Source organism: Micromonospora sp. NPDC048894 (assembly GCF_040649765.1).
Taxonomy (GTDB): domain Bacteria; phylum Actinomycetota; class Actinomycetes; order Mycobacteriales; family Micromonosporaceae; genus Micromonospora; species Micromonospora antibiotica.
In genome coordinates this window covers 1-17,458 of the sequence record NZ_JBEZFY010000012.1, presented here as the reverse complement: position 1 = coordinate 17,458, position 17,458 = coordinate 1, and the positions used below count along the sequence as shown (strand labels likewise).

Genomic DNA, 17,458 nt, shown 5'->3' with positions numbered 1-17,458 from the left:
GCTCGCTTCCGTGAGTGGGCAGGGCGGCGTGGTGGGGCCATCCATGGGGGTTGGGGGCGATGCCGGGCGGGTGGTCACCGGCTTGGTGGTGTTCCCGCCAGGGATGGTCGGCGAGAGCACGACGGGCTGGGGACGGGTGCGCATGATGCCTACTCCGGCCGTGCGGGGGTGAGGGTGAGGTGGTCACGGAGCAACACGTCGGCCTGCCTGTCGTGGGGGTCGAGCGGGTCGCTGAGCCGGCCGGCGGCCAGGACGTACACGCGGTCGGCGAGGGCGGTGGCGGCGTGGGCGTGCGGGAGGGTGACGAGCACGGTGACGCCCCGGTCGGGAAGGTCCCGGAGCATGGCGGTGACCTGGCCGGCGATGTGGGGCGAGAGTCCTTCGGTGGGTTCGTCGGCCAGCAGCAACTGCGGGTTGGTGCGGAGGGCGCGGGCGATCGTGAGCATCTGCTGCTCGCCACCGGAGAGTTGGTGGCCGTGGTGGTGGCGTTCGGCGGCCAGTGGTGGGAACAGGTCGAACAGGTCGTCCACGCTGAAGCCGTCGCTGTTGGCAGGGCGGGTGACGGTGAGGTGGTCGAGGACAGTCAGCGACGGCCACAGCCGTCGTCCCTGCGGGGCGAGTGCGACGCCGGCACGGGCGGCCCGGTGGGGGCGGATGCCGGTGATGTCCTGCCCGTCGAGGACGACCTGCCCGCTGGTGGGGTGGAGGTGCCCGGCGAGGGTGTGCAGCAGGGTGGTCTTCCCGGCGCCGTTGGCTCCGACGATCGCGTAGACGCCGGGGGTGGGCAGGTCGAACGACACCGACCGCAGGACCAGGGAGTCGGGGTGGTGGCCGGCGGTCAGGTCACGGACGTGCAGCATGACCGGCCTGCGTGGTGCCGAGGTAGAGGGCGCGCACGGTGGGATCGGCGCGGACATGGTCTGCGGGTCCGTCGAGGTGTCGGCGGCCGTGGTGCAGCACGGTGATCCAGTCGGTGAGGGCGGCGACGACGTCCATGTGGTGTTCGACGAGGATCACCGCCATCCATCCGGGCAGGGTGCCGAGGATGTCGAGAAGCCGGGTGAGGTCGGTGTCGGTGAGGCCGGCGGCGGGTTCGTCGAGGAGCAGCACCCGGGGTTGCCCAGCCAGGGCGACCGCGAGGTCGAGCATGCGGCGGTGCCCGTGCGACAGGGTGGCGGCCGGATCGTCGGCGTGGCCGGCGAGACCGACCAGTTCCAGTAGTTCCAGAGGGGTGCGGTCGGGGTGGTGGCGGTGGTGCCAGCCGCCCATGCGGACGCAGTCAAGGACGGTCAGGTCGGGGTAGACGGTCGGGTGTTGGAAGGTGCGGCCGATGCCGGCGTGGGCCCGCCATGCGGTGCCCCGGCGGGTGATGGTCTGTCCCTGGTAGGTGATGGTGCCGGTCTGCGTCCGGGTGGTGCCGGCGAGGAGGTGGAGCAGGGTGGACTTGCCGGCCCCGTTCGGGCCGATCACCGCGTGCCGATCGCCCGGGGCGACGACGAAGGAGTCCAGGTCGAGGACGGTCAGCCGGTGGTAGGCGTGACGCAGGCCGGTGGCGACCAGGCCGGTGCCGTGGGCGCGGTCGATGTCGGCGGGGTCCCGCCGGGAGGGGAGGTAGTCGACGGCATCGACGTGGGCGGCGTTCACGCGGACCTCCGGGAAGCAGATGACAGCAGGTCAGGGTGGTCGACCGCCCGGACTCGCCAGGCCCGGCTGTGGAGGCGGGTGGGGACGGCGGTCAGGCCGCCGGGCAGCAGGTAGACCGCGGCGACAAACAGGGCGCCGAGGAGCAGTGGGGCGTGGCCGGGCCAGCCGGCGGCGATGACGTCCCGTACGCCGAGGACGAGCACCGTTGCGACGGCGGCGCCGGGCAGGGAGTGGGTGCCGCCGATGACGACGGCGAGCAGGACCAGAGTGGCGGTGTCGAAGCCGACGTCGGCGGGGGTGATCCACCGGTGGGTGTGGATGAGTAACGCCCCGGCGGTCCCGGCGACCGCGCCCGCACCGGTGTGCACGACCCACAGCCAGGCGGTGACCGGGTGGCCGCTCGCGGCGGCCCGGTCCTCGTTGCCGCGTATGGCCGTCAGGAGCAGGTGGTGCCGGCGCAGCAGCATCATCGTGGCGGCGGTCGCGGCGACGGTGATGGCGGCGGCGTAGAGCAGCACCGGTCGGTCGGCGGTCAGGGGTGGGGTGCCGGGTAGCAGGTGTGGGGCGGGGATGCCGGCGAGGCCGTCGGTGCCGCCGCTGACCGTCCGCCACTGGGCGGCGGTGATCGTGGTCAGTTCCGCCACCGCGAGGCTGAGCATCAACACCACCGTGCCCCGGTGGCGGACCAGGAACACGCCGAGAAGTCCGGCGGTGACCGCCCCGACTACCGCGGCGACGACGAGGTGCACGGGGGCGAGGCTGTGGCCGGCCAGGGCGAGACGGGCGGTGGTATAGGCGCCGACGGCGTAGGGGGCGACCTGCCCGAGGGTCGGCAGCCCGGCCCCGCCGGTGACCACGGCGACGCTGACCGCCAGCAACGCCAGGGGCAGCATCCGGGCGACGGTGGCGTGCCAGTAGCCGTCCGACGATGCCGCCAGCACGGTGGTCGCGCCCAGCGGAATCAGCCAGGGCGTCACCCGCCGCAGGTCGCCCCACGTGCGTGGCAGCGGGAGGTGGGTCAGGCGGGCGGTCATCCGCGTACCCCGGGCAGGGTCCGACGGCGGGTGAGCAGCACCAGGACCATCGCGCTGAGCAGCAGATACGGGGCAAGGGCGGGGATGGTGATCACGCCGATGGTCTGGACCAGGCCGACGCCGATCGCGGCGATCACCGCGCCGGGGACTGATCCGAGGCCACCGCAGACGACGATGACCAGGGACAGCAGGAGTGTCGTCGGCGCGGTTCCGGGTCCGACGCCGAGGATCGGGGTGCAGAGGGCACCGGCGAGGCCGGCGAGCGCCCCGGACGCGACCAGGACGGTGGTGTCGACGACGCGGGGGTTGACGCCGATGCCGGCGACCATGTGCCGGTCGTCGACGGTGGCGCGGATGAGCCGCCCGGCGCGGGTGCGGTGCAGCACCCCGTACCCGATGGTAGTGATGAGCACGGCGGCGGTGAGGGCCGCGAGTCGGTCGGCGGGGTAGGGGTGGCCGGCGATGATCAGGGTGGTGTCCAGCGCGGCGGGGAATCGGGGGCGTCGGATGTCCGCGCCGAAGACGGTGGTGAGCAGGTCCGCGCCGATGAGGGCGATACCGAAGGTGAGCAGGGCCTGGTCGAGGTGGCCCCGGCCGCGCAGCCGGGCGGTGGCGGCGGCGAGCACACCGCCGCCGGCCGCGCCGACCACCGTCGCGGCGGTGACGGCGGCGGCGAGGCTGGGCCAGGTGCCGCTGCTGGTGGTGGCGGCGACGTAGCCGCCGGCGGCGATGAGGGTGCCGTGGGCGAGGTTGAGTACGCCGCCTGCGCCGAAGGCGAGGGTCAGTCCGGCGGCGGCGATGGCCAGGAGCAGCCCGTAGGCGATGCCGTCGAGGCCGGGGATCAGATAGGTGCCCATGCGAACCACTCCCCTCAGGTGGCGGGCAGGGTGGTGAGGTCCTGCACGAGCACGTTGGACAGCACCGGGCCGTCGGCGCGGACCTCGCGCAGGTACCAGCGCTGCACCGGTCGGTGTTCCTGCGGCTCGAACTGCCAGTCCCCGCGTGGGCTGGTGACCCGTCCGACCTTCCCGATCGCCTCGTTGAGTTTCGGGCCGGTCACGTTCCCGGCGACTGCGGCGAGGGCGCGGTCGAGGACGGCGGCGGCGTCGTAGGAGGCCATTGCGAAGGTGGTCGGTGGGCTGGAGTTCCCGGCGGCGGACCAGGCGGCGATGAACGCCTGGTTGGCGGCGTTGGAGAGGGTGGGGCTGTAGTTGAGGACGTTGCGGATGCCGGTGGCGGCCGGGCCCTGGGCAGTGAGGACCGATCCTTCGGTGAGGAACCCGGCGGCGTAGAGCGGCACATCCTTCAGGTTGGACTGGGCGTACTGCTTGACGAACGCCACCGCCGCCGCCCCGGCGTAGAAGGTGTAGACGGCTTCCGGTTTCGTCTCGGCGGCCTTGTTGAGGTAGGGCAGGAAGTTCTCCGTGGCCGGGAATGGCGTGAACAGCGCCTTCCCGTCGGGGTTGGCGAGTTTCCCACCGAGGCGGGAGAACGTGTCGGTGAAGCCGCGCAGCTCGTCCCAGCCGCCCTGGTAGTCGGGGCCGATCGCGTAGACGGCACCGTCGCCGACCTGGGATTTGACGTGGTCGGCGATGGCGATGCCCGGCTCGTCGGAGTTGTAGGAGGTGTGCCAGGTGTAGGTCAGATCCCGGGGCTTGCCGCCCTCCGAGGTGAACGCCGGCCGGGCGTTCGCGCCGAGCAGGGGGATCTTCCGGGCGGTGGTGAGAACCTGCACCTTGTCGACGGTCGCCCCGCCGACGAGGCCGGTCAGGGCGACCACCCGGTCGCGTTCGAGGAGTTTCTGCGCGGCCGGGACGGCGGTGGCCGGGCCGTCACCCTCGTCTCCCACCACCAGGTCGACCTTCCGGCCGCCGAGCCGACCACCGTGGGAGTCGAGGTAGAGGCGGAAACCGGCCTGCATGTCCTGACCGACGGTGGCGTAGGTGCCGGACAGCGACACCAGCAGTCCGATACGGACGGTGTCCGGGTCGGCAGGGGTGCTGGCACAGGCGGTGGCGGTCAGCAGAGCGACGGTGGCGGTCGCCGAGGCGAGTCCGCGTCGGAACCGGCTACGGAGACGGGTCATCGTGGTGCTCCTTCAAGGGGCTGGGTGGGCCGGGTGCGGGTGAGGACGTGTTCGATGAGGGTGATGAGCAGCCGGCGGACGCTGTCGCGGTCCCGGGCGTCGATGTCGACGATCGGCACGTCCGGCCCGAGGGTCAGGGCGTCGCGGATGGCCGAGAGCGGGTAGGTGTCGGCGTCGGTGAAGTCGTTGACGGCCACCACGAACGGCAGCCGGGCGTGTTCGACGTAGTCGAGGTGCCGGAACGAGTCGGCCAGCCGGCGGGTGTCGACCAGGACCACCGACCCGGCGGCGCCCCGGACGATGGCGTCCCACATGAACCAGAACCGCTCCTGGCCCGGGGTGCCGTAGACGTAGACGGTCACCCCGTTGACGTCGAGGCGGCCGAAGTCCATCGCCACCGTCGTGGTGGTCTTGGCCGGGGTGTGCGAGACGTCCTCGGCGGCGGCGGCCGACATGCGGACCTCGGTGGTGACAGGGGCGATGTCGGACACCGCGCCGACCAGCGTCGTCTTGCCCACCCCGAACGGGCCGGTCAGCACGATCTTCACCCCCTGCGGCGGTGCCACCGCAGGGGCAGGGCGGGGGAGGGTGGGTGCGGGTGTCATCGGCGTCCCGCCCCGACCAGGGTGGTGTGGAAGCCGGGGGTGAGCTGGTCGCCGACCTGGTCGGCGAAGCGGTGCAGTTCCTCGGTCACGAACGCCAGGTCCGCCTCGCGGGTGACCAGGGTCAGCAACGACGCTCCGCCGCTGAGCGCGGTCAACAGCAGGTAGCCGCTGGCCAGGTCGACGATGGTGCCCTGCACCCCGCCCGCGCCGAAGTCCCGGGCCGCCCCGTTGAGCAGGCTGCGCAGCCCGGCGGCCACGGCCGCGAGCCGTTCGGCGGCGGCCCGGTTGAGGCCCTCGGTGCGGGCCAGCAACAACCCGTCGACGGACACCGCGACGGCCTGACTGACTCCGGGCACCCGGGTCAGGTTGTTCGACAGCAGATAACTCAGATCACTCATCACTGGCCTTCCTTCGGCTGAGGAAATCGGTGGCCCAGGCCCCGCTGGTACGCCCGCGCGGTACCCGCCAACCCGTCGGGGCGGCGACTGGGCGGCCTGGCGGACACCGGGGGCGGGGCGAAGGGGGTGCGCATCGGCTGCCGCTTGGGCAGGCCGTTCGCAGTCGTCGCGGCACCGCCGTAGGGGGTCGGCCCGGCGGGAGGCAGATGCACGGTGGCGCCCTCGACGAACCACGGCGACACGGGTGACTGCCGGGTCGTCTCCTCGTAGACCGGGGTCGACTGCCGATCCAGCGGCGGGCGGGGGGCCGGGATCAGCGGCAGCGCCTGCGTCGGGGCGTCCACGGTGCGGCCGCGCGGGCGGCGGGCCGGCAACGCCGGCACCACCGGTGGTGGTGCGGTGATCAGGACCGCGCTGGTGGGGATCTCCACCACCGCGACCGTCCCCTGCGGTTGGCCCGCCACCAGCCGCACCCGCAGCCCGTGTACGGCGGCCAGCATCGCCACCGTCGCCACGCCCTGCCGGCGAATGTGCTCCACGGCGATCATCGGGGCCGGCGCGGCCAGCTCCGCGTTCAACCGGGCCATCAGATCGGGGGTGATGCCCGCGCCGGTGTCGATGACCTGCACGACCACCTGGTCACCGAGCAGATGCCCACTGATGACCGTCTCGCCGGGGCTGTAGCGGGTGGCGTTGTCCAGCAGCGACGCCAGCAGGTGCACCAGGTCGTCGATCAACGCCGGTGGCACCGACACCCGCCCGTCGACCGACCCCACCACGACCCGCCGGTACTCCCGGATGCGGCTCAACGCGGCCTGCGCCACGGTCACCAACGCCACCGGCTCCGGGTGCACCGAGCCGAGGGCACGACCCGACAGCACCAGCAGACTCTGCGTCGCGTGCAGCAACTGGGCGGCCAGGTTGTCCACCGCGAACAACGTCGCCAACGTCTTCTCATCGGCCTCGTCGCGTTCCGCCCGGTCGAGCTCCCGCATCAGCAGGTGCGCCATCCCCTGGCACCGCCGACCCACCGCCTCCACCGCACCCGCGGCGACCAGCCGCTGCCGCGCCAGGTCGGCGGCGGTCTGGTAGACGGTCAGGGCGAGGGCGTCGAACGCGGCGGTGACCTCGTCGATCTCGTCGCGGCTACGGCTGGGCGGGGCGAGCGCGGGCGGGGCCGCCGGCATCGCCGACGGATCACCCGGATCGGTGGCGGAGATCCGCCGCACCAGGTCGGGCAGGTCACGCGACGCTACCCGGGTCACCGCGTCGCGGACCCGCCGCAGCCGCCGCGCCAACGCCCGCCCCTGCCACAGCGTCAGCGCACCCGCGATGGCCACCAACGTGAGCGCGGCCCCGGTCAGCACCGCCGTCGTCGCCCACTGCGCGGCCCGCCGCCGGGACACCTCGGCGGCGATGTCGGCATCCACCCGGGTTTGCACACCGTGTAGCCGATCCTGCCGCTCCCCGGTGGCCCGCACCCACTCGGCGGCGTCGACCCGCAACCGCGACCCCACCCGCGCCCGGGAAACCTCGTCGTCGAACCGCTGGGCGGCGAGCACCCTCGGCCCGGTCAACGCCTGGTCCAACCACGACCGCCAGCGGCGTGGCGACCCGTCGGCCACCGTCAGCAACGCTTCCTCGTAGCCGGCACGGGCTGCGGCAAGCTCCCGCTGCGCCGCCTGGGTCACCACCACGCCACCGGCGGCCAGGACCGCGGTCTGCTGGACAGCCGCATACTCCGAAGCCCGCGACAACGCCGCCGCCACCCGAAGCTGCTCCGCGATCTCCGCGTCCGCGCCACCGACCTGCCCCACGGCCTCCCGCACTGCCAACCCCTGCGACACCGCCACCCGGTAACGCACCAACACCGTCGTCAGCGACACCGACCGGCCCCGCACCTGATCCCGCAACGCCGGCAACTGCCCGAGCTGCCCATCGAAGGCCGCGAACAACCGCCCGGCCTCGACATCCCCGGCACCGAACCGGCCACGCCGCTGTCGGTAGTCGGCGACCACCCGATCCGTACGGGCCACCTGCGCCAGCAGCGGGTCGACGCTGGCGGACGAACCCGCGAGGAACTGCGCCGCCACCAGGCGTTCCCGGCTCAACTCGTCGACCACCTCGCCTGACACCGCCGACACCGCCACCAGCGCCTGCAGTCGATCAGCATCACGCGCCCGCTGCCCCGTCGACGCCACCCCCCACGCCGCGAACAGCACGGTCGCCACAAGCGGCACCACCAGCAGCAACGCAAGCCGCCTGACAACAGGCACAGCGAATCCTCTCCAATCGTCTTGCGAAGCGATCCGTCGAAACTCCAGCCGCCTCTGGGTCCATTTCATGAAAGCGTCAGCCCAAGTAATTCCTGGTTACACATCTCGTTATGCCCTCGGCATATGCAGGTGCGCTGCATCTTGAACCTCGAAACGATTCCATGTTTGCTGGTTACTGCAAGATGGAGTATCTCGTCGACTCCAGCGGAGCCCACCGAAACTCTCGTTGACGTCGTGTTGACCGAACCAGCATGATGGTCGAAAGGGATCATCGGCAGGCGTGCAGTGTGTGCACACCTGGCTGCACACACCATCGGGAGGCAGAGTGGAGTCCTTCGGGCAGACGCTCAGGCGGCATCGGACGGCAGCAGGCTTATCCCTGAGAGATCTAGCCGCCCTTGTGAATTTTCAGTACAGCCACATCTCTCAGGTCGAACGCGGAGGCCGGCGTCCCACCAGGACGATGGCGGAAGCATGTGAACGTGCCTTGCATTCTGGAGGAGCGCTAACCGAAGCCTTCCTACGTGAACAGGCGGGAGACAGGGACATGCGTAGACGAACCGTCCTCCAAGCTATGGGTGCCCTGGCGGCCACGTCCACCGCTGATGGCCTTGTCGGCTTGGAAGCAATACGCCATGGGCTCGGTGCCGCTGTCGATGTCGATCACGACGAGTGGGACAGCATCGTTGCCGCCTACGGGCGCTGCTACTACCAACAATCGCACGACCAGATCATGTCGCAGCTGGGTCGGGACATGATGGTCTTGCAGCATCAAGTTGCCGCCGATCGTGGAGACCGCCGCCCAGTACTCCTACAGGCCGCCGGACGGCTGTCAGTCATGATTGCGCTCGGCCTAGTGTCCTCCGGGCAGGGGTTGGCGGCCCGTCGCTGGTGGCAAACCGCACGCCGTGTTGCAGACGAATCTGCCGACTCGGATACGAAGGTGCTGGTGAGAGCATGGGACGTAGTTAATGGATGCTACGACGGTCGCCCAGCTGATGAGGTGGTGACGCTATCCGACGAGGTGCTTCCACTGGTGGAAGGAAAAGCAACCGCCGCCACATGTGGGCTGCTGGCTGGGCGGGCACAAGCTCTCTCGCTCACTGGACGACACCGGGAGGCGATCAGCACAGTAGAGCAACTCGCGAGACTGGCGGAGCAGTTACCGGATGAGGTGGCCAACAACGTCGAGAGTTTATGGGGGTGGCCCGAACATCGTCTGCGGCATACCGAGTCGTGGGTGTACACCCACGCGGGCAAGTACCGGAGGGCAGCCCAGGCCCAGGATCGAGCACTCACTCTTTACCCCCTCTCGCAGAAGCGGCTCCGCACACAGGTTCAGTTACATCGGGCGGCAGCATTGATTCGTGACGGGCACGTACCTGAAGGGCTAAGGCTGGCGGCTGATCTATTGGATGGCCTTCCAGTTGACCAACACAATGAGCTGGTCCGCAGCGTTACCAAACAGGTTGCCTTGTCAGTTCCTGAAGGCGAGAAAAGCCGATCAGCATATGGTGATCTGGTCGATCGATTGCGCTCGTAGTTCATAGAAACTTGAGAGCGGTTGTGCAGATACCCGCAGCCTGTCGTGATCGGTCCTTGCACGTAACATCCGGTCATGCTTGTCTACACCGCCGCTGTTGGCTCCTCGGTCGAGCTCTTCTTCACGGCTCTCGTCGACCTGTACGCCGTCGTGTATGCCGAGCTGCCCTATCGGGAGGGTCCGGAGCAGGTGGCAGGGTTCCGCGAGAGTCTTCCTGGCGAGGCTGGCCGGCCCGGCTTCGGTATGATCACTGCTGAGGACGACGGTCTGTTGGTCGGTGCCACGTATGGCTGGACCATGTCAGCCGGTACCTGGTGGTCGCGTAGTGATCAGGAGCCGCCGTCGGAGATCCGCGAGGTGGACAAGTTCGCGGTGTTGGAGTGGATGGTGCATCCACGCTGGAGAGGAGTCGGGATCGGCGCTGAGCTGTTGCGCCGCCTGCTGTCCCACCGGCCGGAGCGGTATGCGACCCTCGCAGCCAACCCCGCCTCGAAGGCGCGGCGGATCTACCGACGGACAGGTTGGCGGCAGGTCGCCACGTCCACGCTGCCATGGGGGCCGCCCATGGATCTGCTCGTCACCCCCATGTCGGCGACCGGTGAGCCGTGATGCGAAACCATGCGGCACGCTTCCGCCCTGCCCCTCGCTGCCGGCAAGGGACGCTGCTTACCGTCGTCAGGCAGCAGGACTACACGAACACCTCGACTCGCCTACGCGGGATCACCCCGGCATGCGCGCGGAGCAGGAGCTGCTCCGCAGCGTCGAGCCGTTCTTCACCGGATCACCCCCCGCATGCGCGGGGAGCAGGCCCGGTCACTGCGGCGCTGACCGGGTGCCGGAGGATCATCCCCGCATGTCGCGGGGGGCAGGCCTCCGCCAGACCGTAGGCGGGGGTATGCCGTGCCCATGCACACGGCGTCCGTCGCTACCGGAGCGGCTGCCCGCGATGGACCGCATCCGCCAGAAATCCTCGCTGGCCGCGCGTCATCCGACCGCGCCGTGCCGTCTTCGAGCAGACCGCGATCCCGAATCATCATGAGCCAAATAGACTGGCGTCATGTGACGACTGTGGTCCCGTCGTCTAGCCCGAGCTCGATGCGGATCGCCCGCCGCACCGAGTGCAGGCACGGAGGGAGATCTGATTCGTCACGCTCGATCAGTGACTTGAGCGGGGAGTCGTATACTTCCTGGGCCATTTCGGGGTACATCATTCTGAGGTGGGTGTAGACGTCGGCGGAAATCAGGTACCTCGCGGGATGGTGCGGGCTGTAGTAGTGCTGGGCGGTCGCGGCGATATCAAGAAGCGCAACGATCGCGAGGCCGCTCTTGCCACTGGCTCCAAATGCTGCGCATAGGGATACCTGGATGTGCAGGGTTAATGGATGGACTGGCCCAAGTATGGCACGGCATGTGTGCACCAGCAGTGAAAGTAGATCCGTCGAACGCGCTAGGTCACCTTCCTTGGCGATGCGCCTGATTTCGTGCCAGTGTTTTTCGAGTTGCTCTCGATCTTCCGCGGAGTGTGGCGCAGGCAGCGGTACCCGTTCTTCCTCAGGCACCGGATTCGGGTGTGAGATCCAGGTTGCTTCCTGTTTAGCAATGTCGCTTGGCCTAAATCCGGCTGCTTGGGTAACTTTCTCCAACTGGTCGTGGAAATCAGAGTCTGGGTCGACCGATCGGTTTCGCCATGTCGATAGGTAGGCCGCAAATTCCGAGAATGCCTGCTCTAGATAGTGCTGGCCAGGATCGCTAGGTACAGCGGGATCCCGCGAGGCGACCAACGTCGCAAGCACCGTAGTTGTGCGTAGCAATTCTTTGTGGTATATCTTCGGAAGGTCCGGAAGTCCGCTGGTCAACCCCTCGGGCAATGACGATACGACGCGCAACATCCTGGAACAGAGTCGAACACGACACAACATCACCCCCAAATCGTAGTATCTCACCTTGCTCGCGTCGACGGCTATGCGTCCGGCCGCCAGAAGACTCTCCATCGTGCGGGCGATTTCCGGCCAGCTGGTCGATTCGCCCGATGTCATAATCCGTCGAAAGTCGGCCTGACTGGGGAGTCTTGCCAGTGCTTCCTCGAACTGGTCCACCAGCGATGGGGCAACATTCAGTTCGCGAAGCCGATCCGCAGCCCATCTACCCGCATCTATTTTTCGATCAAGTTCAAAATCCGGGAATCCTTGAGTAAGGAACACCAACCACTCGTTGTAAGCACAGTAGATGTCCTCGATATCGAATCCTAGTTGAAGTTCCCAGGGCGGATCCGTCGTTGGTAGATTCGGAGGGGGCGCGAAGTCTCGTTGCGGAGTGTTGGTCATGTCGCTCCAAACGGGCGGTATCGCGGTGCGGTGCCGAAGAGCTGGAAGCCCGCCCAGTGATATGGATGGCTTGTGGCTGGATCAGCGATCATTGCTTGCTGAGACGTCCGCAGCGCTTCGGCGGGCGAGGCCGATGTCTTTAGCGCTTGGTAGAAGTTTCGCATGAGCGCCGCTGTCGCTTCATCGGGCACGGCCCATAGAGGTGCTAGCACTCCCTGAGCTCCAGCCGCAAGGAATGCGCCGGGAAATCCGATGTACTCTGAACCGAACTGCGTCACGCCGGTCCCCGCGTGACAGGCGGCGAGCACGACTAGGCGGGCATTGAACTCGTACCGTGCCAGCTCGCCGTACCAAAGGACTTCGGGAGCATCCGAACTCCCTGCGATGTGGAGGGCTGAGAAGTCGGGATAGTCGGGAAAGAACATGCCATGACAGCCGACATGTGCGACGTCTGCGTCCGCCAAATTCGCCATCACCATGTGATAGTGAAGATTTTCACCAAACATCGTGAACGAGTCGATGAAGGTGCTGGCGGCGTATTCAATTTCAGCCCTGGCGTGTGGAAGGCTGCCGTCGGGGTCGCCGAAGCCTACGAAGCGTTCGATGTTTCGCATTAGTCGTCGCCTAGTAAGCAGGCGTGAAAGCAGGGTGAGACTCGGCAGGTAGCTAACCTCGCAGATGTCCGCTAACTTCGTTGGTCCCAGCACTCCTAGTGGGATGCGCCAGAGTGGCCCGTGCGGCAGAACGAATACGCGGGATCCTCCCGGGATTTCGGCGAGTAGCGGTCGGACTGCCTTGTCGATGATCCAATCGATAGCGCCTTGCCCCTCCCGAGCCACGTTCGTGGGGTCGGCAAGATGTGCGAGTCCCTGCTGTATGGTCTGAGCGATTTCCGTTCGGGGAAGCTTGCCGATGATACGGCACTTATCGTGGGAGATGAGATAGATCGAGCCAGTGCCGCTGAATACGACGATGCGGTGGTCCTGTGCTAAGAGCGCCTGAACCGAGCGGACTGGCGCGGGCGGCGTGATTGTCGATAGCCCAGGTGTGGCGGCCAAGAGCCGATGCTCTTGACGCTGCTGCACGTAACGCTGGTCCTTAAAAGCCTGTAGAAGCCGCTTGTGGTTACGCTCGGTCGGGGACATCGCATAGCTTGCGAGGAGGCGCTGCAGCTTCTCGGGGCGACTGTCTTCCCATACCTCTAGAGGCCATTGGCGCCAGAGGTTTTGCATGCCGATCTGTGCAAGGAGCGCCCGGCTGCTGCCGAGCTCGTTGATGTCGACCGCCTCTTCGGCGCTTCGTAGCCCCTCGGCGCACATCGCAGCCATCATATACGTAGGCTCGCTGGCGCTGGACAATTCTCGTTGAAGGGTTTGCGAGCGCGCATACCTTCGCTTCTGCTCGATCTCGCGGAGAATGTTATCCAACCGACGGGCGGCGATCTCTGTTGGGCCGTTGACCATTACCTCGTACGCCGTGATTGCGGCTTCGAATACGCCCGTCCCATCGTCTTCGACCGGCACGTACCGGTTCTCGTAGAATGCTAGCTTTCCCTCACACATCTTGCGGTAGAAGTCGGCCTGGTCACTTAGCAAGTTTGCCGACTCGATGCACCAGCGCAGCCCGTCTATAAGCTCTTGCACCGCCGTGGAGTGCATCGCAGTCGAGTAGGCCCGCCACCATCGTCCATAGTTCTCGTCTAGGGTGCTTAGCCGTTGCAACGTTCGATGCAAGTTCACTTTGTCGGCTATATCCGTAAGGACCGTTATCATCGCCACGGCGGCATCACGCTCGCCGGTCCGATCGCCCGCACGCCTATAAGCGTCTGCGGCTCCGCGCGCATGTTGCAGCATCTGCTGGTGACTTCCGGGCCGTGGATGGGAGGATCTCATCACCAGCGTGAAGAGGCCGATCTCTGCTCTGCCCTCGGTGGCGGCGTCCCCTGCGGCGCGCGCTTGACGTACAGCCTCGCCAAACGCGAATCTTGCTTCTTCGATTTGCCCTCGATCCCGTAGCTCGCGCGCCCGTCGGTCGTGTTCGCTTGCGGTTCCCGAGCCGTGTGCCGGAGAGTTGGCGAGCACTTCCTGTCGGACGGCGTCGGCGAGTGGTTCGATGGGTGCAGCATTGACGGCAACTTGGCCCGACCGGACGAGGTGGATCATGTCCAGGTGTGACTGGAAGAACCGGACGTAGGACGGGTCCGGGTTGGGGAGGCCATGGCAGAGTTCGACGGCCCTGTCGAGCAGGCGTTCTGCCTCGTCACCTTGCAGGTGTGAATGCTCGCTGATCAATTGAAACTTGGCTCGTGGGCTACGTTCCGTTACCAACGTGATGATCAAATCGCGTACTTGCTCGCCGATTGCCTCGCCGGCATGCGCTTGCGCGAGCCACGCGGCGGTCACGGCCGTCGTTACCGCCCGTCTCGCCCTGGCGAGATGCGTGCCAGGGTCCTCGCTTGCACCCGCCGTATCCGCCATCACCAGCCCCTTTCCGCCATGCGCAGGAACCGATCTGCTCCGAACTGGCGGTGTTATTATGAGTGCTGTGCGGTCACAGTCGGATAACAAGGTGCGAGCGCTCTTGGTCGGAATCGACCGCTATCGCGTGGTTGGTCCGCTGCGCGGGTGCGCGAACGATACGAAGCACGTCGGCGCATTTCTGCGGCAAAGGCTGGATGCTCGGCTCAGTATGCGGTGTCTGCTGAACGAGGATGCGACTAGGGAAGCAGTTGTGACTGCGATCCGGTCCCACCTCGGTGGGGCCCTACCCGGTGAGGTCGCATTGCTCTGGTTCAGCGGTCATGGCTCGCAGCAGCCTGTCGCACCGGAGTTCTGGCACCTCGAACCTACCGGGATGAGCCAGTCTCTCGTCTGCCACGACAGTCGAGCCCTCGGTGTGCCTGACCTGACGGACAAGGAGCTATCCGTACTCCTCGACCGAGTTGCGGAGCGTGGCGTCCATACCGTGGTGGTGCTGGACTGCTGTCACTCGGGCAGCGGTACCCGAGAGTTGGGCTTCCGTGCGCGGGCCGCGCCAGCTGCGACCACCGTGCCGAGCGCGGCTGAATACGTGCCAGAGCTACGCGAGTTGGTCGCTGGACTGCGGGATCAGCAGGTCAGTGGGTTAACAATCGCCGGCCGGGCTCAGCACGTCGCTTTGTCCGCATGTCAGGCCCACGAGTTGGCGGCCGAGCGAGTGGTTGACGGCGAACCTCGTGGCCTGTTCACGGCGTCGTTGCTTGAAGCACTAGGGCAGCTCGGAACCCATGCTACCTATCGTGATCTCCTGCTGGCCGCCCGGTGTCGCATCGAAAACGTTCGTGCGGCGCAAACTCCCGTCCTGTATCCAGTCCATCGAGACGGTCTCGCTGACCAGCCCATCTTCGGAGGTGCCATCACTTCCCCCGAATCGATGACAGCGCGCTGGTCAATCGACAGATGGCTCGTCGATGCCGGTAGGTGCCACGGCATACCGGTGTCGCCATCTCACATCCCCGTCCTGATGAGTGTGACCCATAACGCGGACCGCGTATTGCGAGTAGTCGAAGTGAGAGCGGGCGAGTCGACAGTAGAGCCGTTGGGTTGGAAGCCAGATCCGGCCAAGCGGTACGGGGTTGCACTGAGCCGCGTTCCCGCTCCGCTTGCCTGGGTCGTCGTTGGGGGAACGGTCGATGACGAGCCTACTGTGTGTGCCCGCCTCACCGACGCCGTGAACAGCTCGGTCCACCTTCGGTCTGCCGTAGGCGGCGACTATGCCGGTGGGTTGCAGATGCGTCTTGCGGCTGTTCACCGGCTCGGACACGCGGTCCTGCGTATCCTTCGCCCCGACGGATCTCCCATGGCGCCCGACGTACGGGGCCATGGTGAACAGAGTATCCGCACGGTAGTGGCCTGGATGGAGCACATCGCGCGATGGACGCAGCTCAAGGAGCTTGCCAATCCCTGGTCCAGCCTGGTGGGCGCAGTACGCATGGAAATCGTACTCGCGCGGCCCGGAATCACCATTGCGCCCCAGGAGGACCCACCGATCCCGACCGAGGAGAACGGCGAGCTCACGCTGACCTACGACCGCACGAGGGACGGATGGCAGCCACCGCAGGTCTTTATTCGGCTTCGGAACACCACGAACCGAAGGTTGTGGTGTGTCCTGCTCAACCTCACCGACCGGTACCGGTCCCACGCAAGTCTCTTCCCTGGCGACTTCGTGGGCCCGATGGGCATGGCAGCAGCAGCTGAAGGGCAGCGAATTCCCGTCGTCCTACCCACCGGGCGGCCCGTTGGACCAGGTGCTACGAGCACTGATTGGTGCAAGCTCATCGTTGCCGACCGCGAGGTGAATCCCACCGCGCTGGAGTTGCCAGCGCTCGGCGAGCCGACCCCGCGCGGGAGAAGATCGCCTAGCATCGCGGAGTTTCTGGGCTGGGAGCCGACCCGCGACATGACTGTGGCGAACGGTGTCGGAGACTGGACCACCAGCATCGTCCCGGTCGTGACGCGCGTGCCGCACGCCCATGACCATCCCCGCGTCGCACTAGACGATCGATAATAGCCTGCCGCTGTCGACGACGAATCGCAGGGGATCATCCCCGCATGCGCGGGGAGCAGGAGAGCGGTCGGTCGATCTCGCTCCCGCTGTCGGGATCACCCCCGCGTGCGCGGGGAGGAGCACCCGCACACCCGCAAGGCCACGGCCGACCTTGGATCGTCCCGCGTGCGCGGGGAGCAGCGGGGTGTGTTCATTCTCGACTCTGCTCAGCCAGGATCACCCCGCGTGCGCGGGGAGCAGTGCTGCGCTCATTGGTGATGCATGCCCTGCGCCGGATCACCCCCGCGTGCGCGGGGGAGCAGGCCAACTGCAACGCGATCAGGGCGGTCACCGCCGGATCACCCCCGCGTGCGCGGGGAGCAGGCTTCTTGACCTGGGGTGCTAAAGATCAACTGTGCTGTTTTCGTTCACTTTGCCTGAAAGCTCGTTCATGGGGTCGGTCCTGCTTCCGCTGGTTGGGGTCCGACGGTGGTCGTACAGCGGATGGTAGTCAATGTGGACCCGGCTTCGGCGTCACATGGGCCAGTCGGTTTCCAGGCCGGCTGGCCCGTGAGCGAGCCGTTTGTTTCGTGGCGTTTGAGAGCGGTCCAGCGGCCGCCGTGGCCAGCACACATTGGAGGAGGCGGTGGGCAGCTTCGTCTGGCTTGCCGCACTGCCGACCGTCGGCCCCGCCGTGCTGTGGTGGTCGCTCAGCGGATTCAACGGGTAAGTCCTTCTGTGGTCCCGGTGTGGCACCGTGCTTCCGGATGGGTCGCCGAGGGTGCTTCATGTGAAGACGTCGTCGAAGCCGTAGTTGTTCCACCGGGTGGGTCGGTGTTTGTGGAGTGTTCCGGCTTTGTGGGTGAGTGGTAGCCAGTTGCCGTCCAGGGTCAGCGCGGCGTCTTCTGTTCTGATCACGGGCCGGGCTCCGGGTCTGCTGCACCGATAGGTGACAGGTGTAGTCACGCGGCCTGACTGGCCGGTGGGGTCATGATGGTCTCGTACTCGATGGGGGTCAACCGGG

Annotated in this window: 14 protein-coding genes; 3 read left to right on the top strand and 11 right to left on the bottom strand. The window is 67.2% G+C overall.

Translation table 11 applies throughout. The annotated features are described in order from the left end of the window. Positions 1 to 149: 149 nt before the first annotated feature. The 8 genes from AB0C22_RS23650 to AB0C22_RS23615 are packed head-to-tail and all read right to left on the bottom strand — an operon-like array spanning position 150 to position 8,043. Positions 150 to 860: an ATP-binding cassette domain-containing protein gene (locus AB0C22_RS23650; RefSeq protein ID WP_357537019.1), complete on the bottom strand. Its 711-nt coding sequence runs from the start codon at positions 858 to 860 to the stop codon at positions 150 to 152. Next, complete coding sequence (locus AB0C22_RS23645) at positions 844 to 1,644, bottom strand: ATP-binding cassette domain-containing protein (RefSeq protein ID WP_357537017.1); 801 nt, start codon at positions 1,642 to 1,644, stop codon at positions 844 to 846. The genes AB0C22_RS23650 and AB0C22_RS23645 overlap by 17 nt, the downstream gene beginning before the upstream one ends. Further along, on the bottom strand, positions 1,641 to 2,678 hold the full coding sequence (locus tag AB0C22_RS23640; RefSeq protein WP_357537015.1) for a branched-chain amino acid ABC transporter permease: 1,038 nt from the start codon (positions 2,676 to 2,678) through the stop codon (positions 1,641 to 1,643). Before AB0C22_RS23640 ends, AB0C22_RS23645 begins: the two co-directional genes overlap by 4 nt. Next, the gene (locus tag AB0C22_RS23635; RefSeq protein WP_357537013.1) at positions 2,675 to 3,535 is read right to left on the bottom strand and encodes a branched-chain amino acid ABC transporter permease; all 861 of its coding nucleotides are present in this window, start codon (positions 3,533 to 3,535) and stop codon (positions 2,675 to 2,677) included. Before AB0C22_RS23635 ends, AB0C22_RS23640 begins: the two co-directional genes overlap by 4 nt. A 14-nt stretch (positions 3,536 to 3,549) precedes the next feature. Further along, positions 3,550 to 4,764, bottom strand: coding sequence for an ABC transporter substrate-binding protein (locus tag AB0C22_RS23630; RefSeq protein ID WP_357537011.1), 1,215 nt, complete (start codon positions 4,762 to 4,764; stop codon positions 3,550 to 3,552). Then, the gene (locus AB0C22_RS23625) at positions 4,761 to 5,369 is read right to left on the bottom strand and encodes an ATP/GTP-binding protein (RefSeq protein WP_357537009.1); all 609 of its coding nucleotides are present in this window, start codon (positions 5,367 to 5,369) and stop codon (positions 4,761 to 4,763) included. Before AB0C22_RS23625 ends, AB0C22_RS23630 begins: the two co-directional genes overlap by 4 nt. Next, the gene (locus AB0C22_RS23620; RefSeq protein ID WP_302744836.1) at positions 5,366 to 5,767 is read right to left on the bottom strand and encodes a roadblock/LC7 domain-containing protein; all 402 of its coding nucleotides are present in this window, start codon (positions 5,765 to 5,767) and stop codon (positions 5,366 to 5,368) included. The genes AB0C22_RS23625 and AB0C22_RS23620 overlap by 4 nt, the downstream gene beginning before the upstream one ends. Further along, positions 5,767 to 8,043: a nitrate- and nitrite sensing domain-containing protein gene (locus tag AB0C22_RS23615; protein WP_357537007.1), complete on the bottom strand. Its 2,277-nt coding sequence runs from the start codon at positions 8,041 to 8,043 to the stop codon at positions 5,767 to 5,769. The genes AB0C22_RS23620 and AB0C22_RS23615 overlap by 1 nt, the downstream gene beginning before the upstream one ends. A gap of 280 nt (positions 8,044 to 8,323) precedes the next feature. Here AB0C22_RS23615 and AB0C22_RS23610 point away from each other — a divergent pair, with 280 nt between their 5' ends. Together AB0C22_RS23610 and AB0C22_RS23605 are read left to right on the top strand one after the other, a co-directional pair. Further along, positions 8,324 to 9,586, top strand: a complete 1,263-nt coding sequence (locus AB0C22_RS23610) for a helix-turn-helix transcriptional regulator (RefSeq protein ID WP_357537005.1) — start codon at positions 8,324 to 8,326, stop codon at positions 9,584 to 9,586. 75 nt (positions 9,587 to 9,661) lie between these two features. Further along, positions 9,662 to 10,195 (top strand): GNAT family N-acetyltransferase, encoded by a 534-nt coding sequence (locus tag AB0C22_RS23605; protein WP_357537003.1) that lies wholly within the window; start codon positions 9,662 to 9,664, stop codon positions 10,193 to 10,195. Between the two features lie 446 nt (positions 10,196 to 10,641). Here the strand turns inward: AB0C22_RS23605 and AB0C22_RS23600 are convergent, their stop codons facing one another. Further along, positions 10,642 to 11,910, bottom strand: a complete 1,269-nt coding sequence (locus tag AB0C22_RS23600) for a hypothetical protein (RefSeq protein WP_357537001.1) — start codon at positions 11,908 to 11,910, stop codon at positions 10,642 to 10,644. Continuing rightward, the gene (locus AB0C22_RS23595) at positions 11,907 to 14,312 is read right to left on the bottom strand and encodes a CHAT domain-containing protein (protein ID WP_357536999.1); all 2,406 of its coding nucleotides are present in this window, start codon (positions 14,310 to 14,312) and stop codon (positions 11,907 to 11,909) included. Before AB0C22_RS23595 ends, AB0C22_RS23600 begins: the two co-directional genes overlap by 4 nt. On the opposite strand from AB0C22_RS23595, the gene AB0C22_RS23590 reads away from it, so the two are divergent. Then, the gene (locus AB0C22_RS23590) at positions 14,242 to 16,455 is read left to right on the top strand and encodes a caspase family protein (RefSeq protein ID WP_357537191.1); all 2,214 of its coding nucleotides are present in this window, start codon (positions 14,242 to 14,244) and stop codon (positions 16,453 to 16,455) included. The genes AB0C22_RS23595 and AB0C22_RS23590 overlap by 71 nt on opposite strands. A 765-nt stretch (positions 16,456 to 17,220) precedes the next feature. On the opposite strand, the gene AB0C22_RS23585 is transcribed toward AB0C22_RS23590, so the two are convergent. Beyond that, complete coding sequence (locus tag AB0C22_RS23585) at positions 17,221 to 17,352, bottom strand: hypothetical protein (protein ID WP_357536997.1); 132 nt, start codon at positions 17,350 to 17,352, stop codon at positions 17,221 to 17,223. Between the last annotated feature and the right edge of the window lie 106 nt (positions 17,353 to 17,458).

Bases quoted from the DNA above. Each gene is read 5' to 3' on its own strand.
- AB0C22_RS23600 (WP_357537001.1), bottom strand. From the start codon at position 11,910: ATGACCAACACTCCGCAACGAGACTTCGCGCCCCCTCCGAATCTACCA.
- AB0C22_RS23625 (WP_357537009.1), bottom strand. From the start codon at position 5,369: ATGACACCCGCACCCACCCTCCCCCGCCCTGCCCCTGCGGTGGCACCG.
- AB0C22_RS23630 (WP_357537011.1), bottom strand. From the start codon at position 4,764: ATGACCCGTCTCCGTAGCCGGTTCCGACGCGGACTCGCCTCGGCGACC.
- AB0C22_RS23640 (WP_357537015.1), bottom strand. From the start codon at position 2,678: ATGACCGCCCGCCTGACCCACCTCCCGCTGCCACGCACGTGGGGCGAC.
- AB0C22_RS23620 (WP_302744836.1), bottom strand. From the start codon at position 5,767: ATGAGTGATCTGAGTTATCTGCTGTCGAACAACCTGACCCGGGTGCCC.
- AB0C22_RS23635 (WP_357537013.1), bottom strand. From the start codon at position 3,535: ATGGGCACCTATCTGATCCCCGGCCTCGACGGCATCGCCTACGGGCTG.
- AB0C22_RS23605 (WP_357537003.1), top strand. From the start codon at position 9,662: ATGCTTGTCTACACCGCCGCTGTTGGCTCCTCGGTCGAGCTCTTCTTC.
- AB0C22_RS23590 (WP_357537191.1), top strand. From the start codon at position 14,242: ATGATCAAATCGCGTACTTGCTCGCCGATTGCCTCGCCGGCATGCGCT.
- AB0C22_RS23650 (WP_357537019.1), bottom strand. From the start codon at position 860: ATGCTGCACGTCCGTGACCTGACCGCCGGCCACCACCCCGACTCCCTG.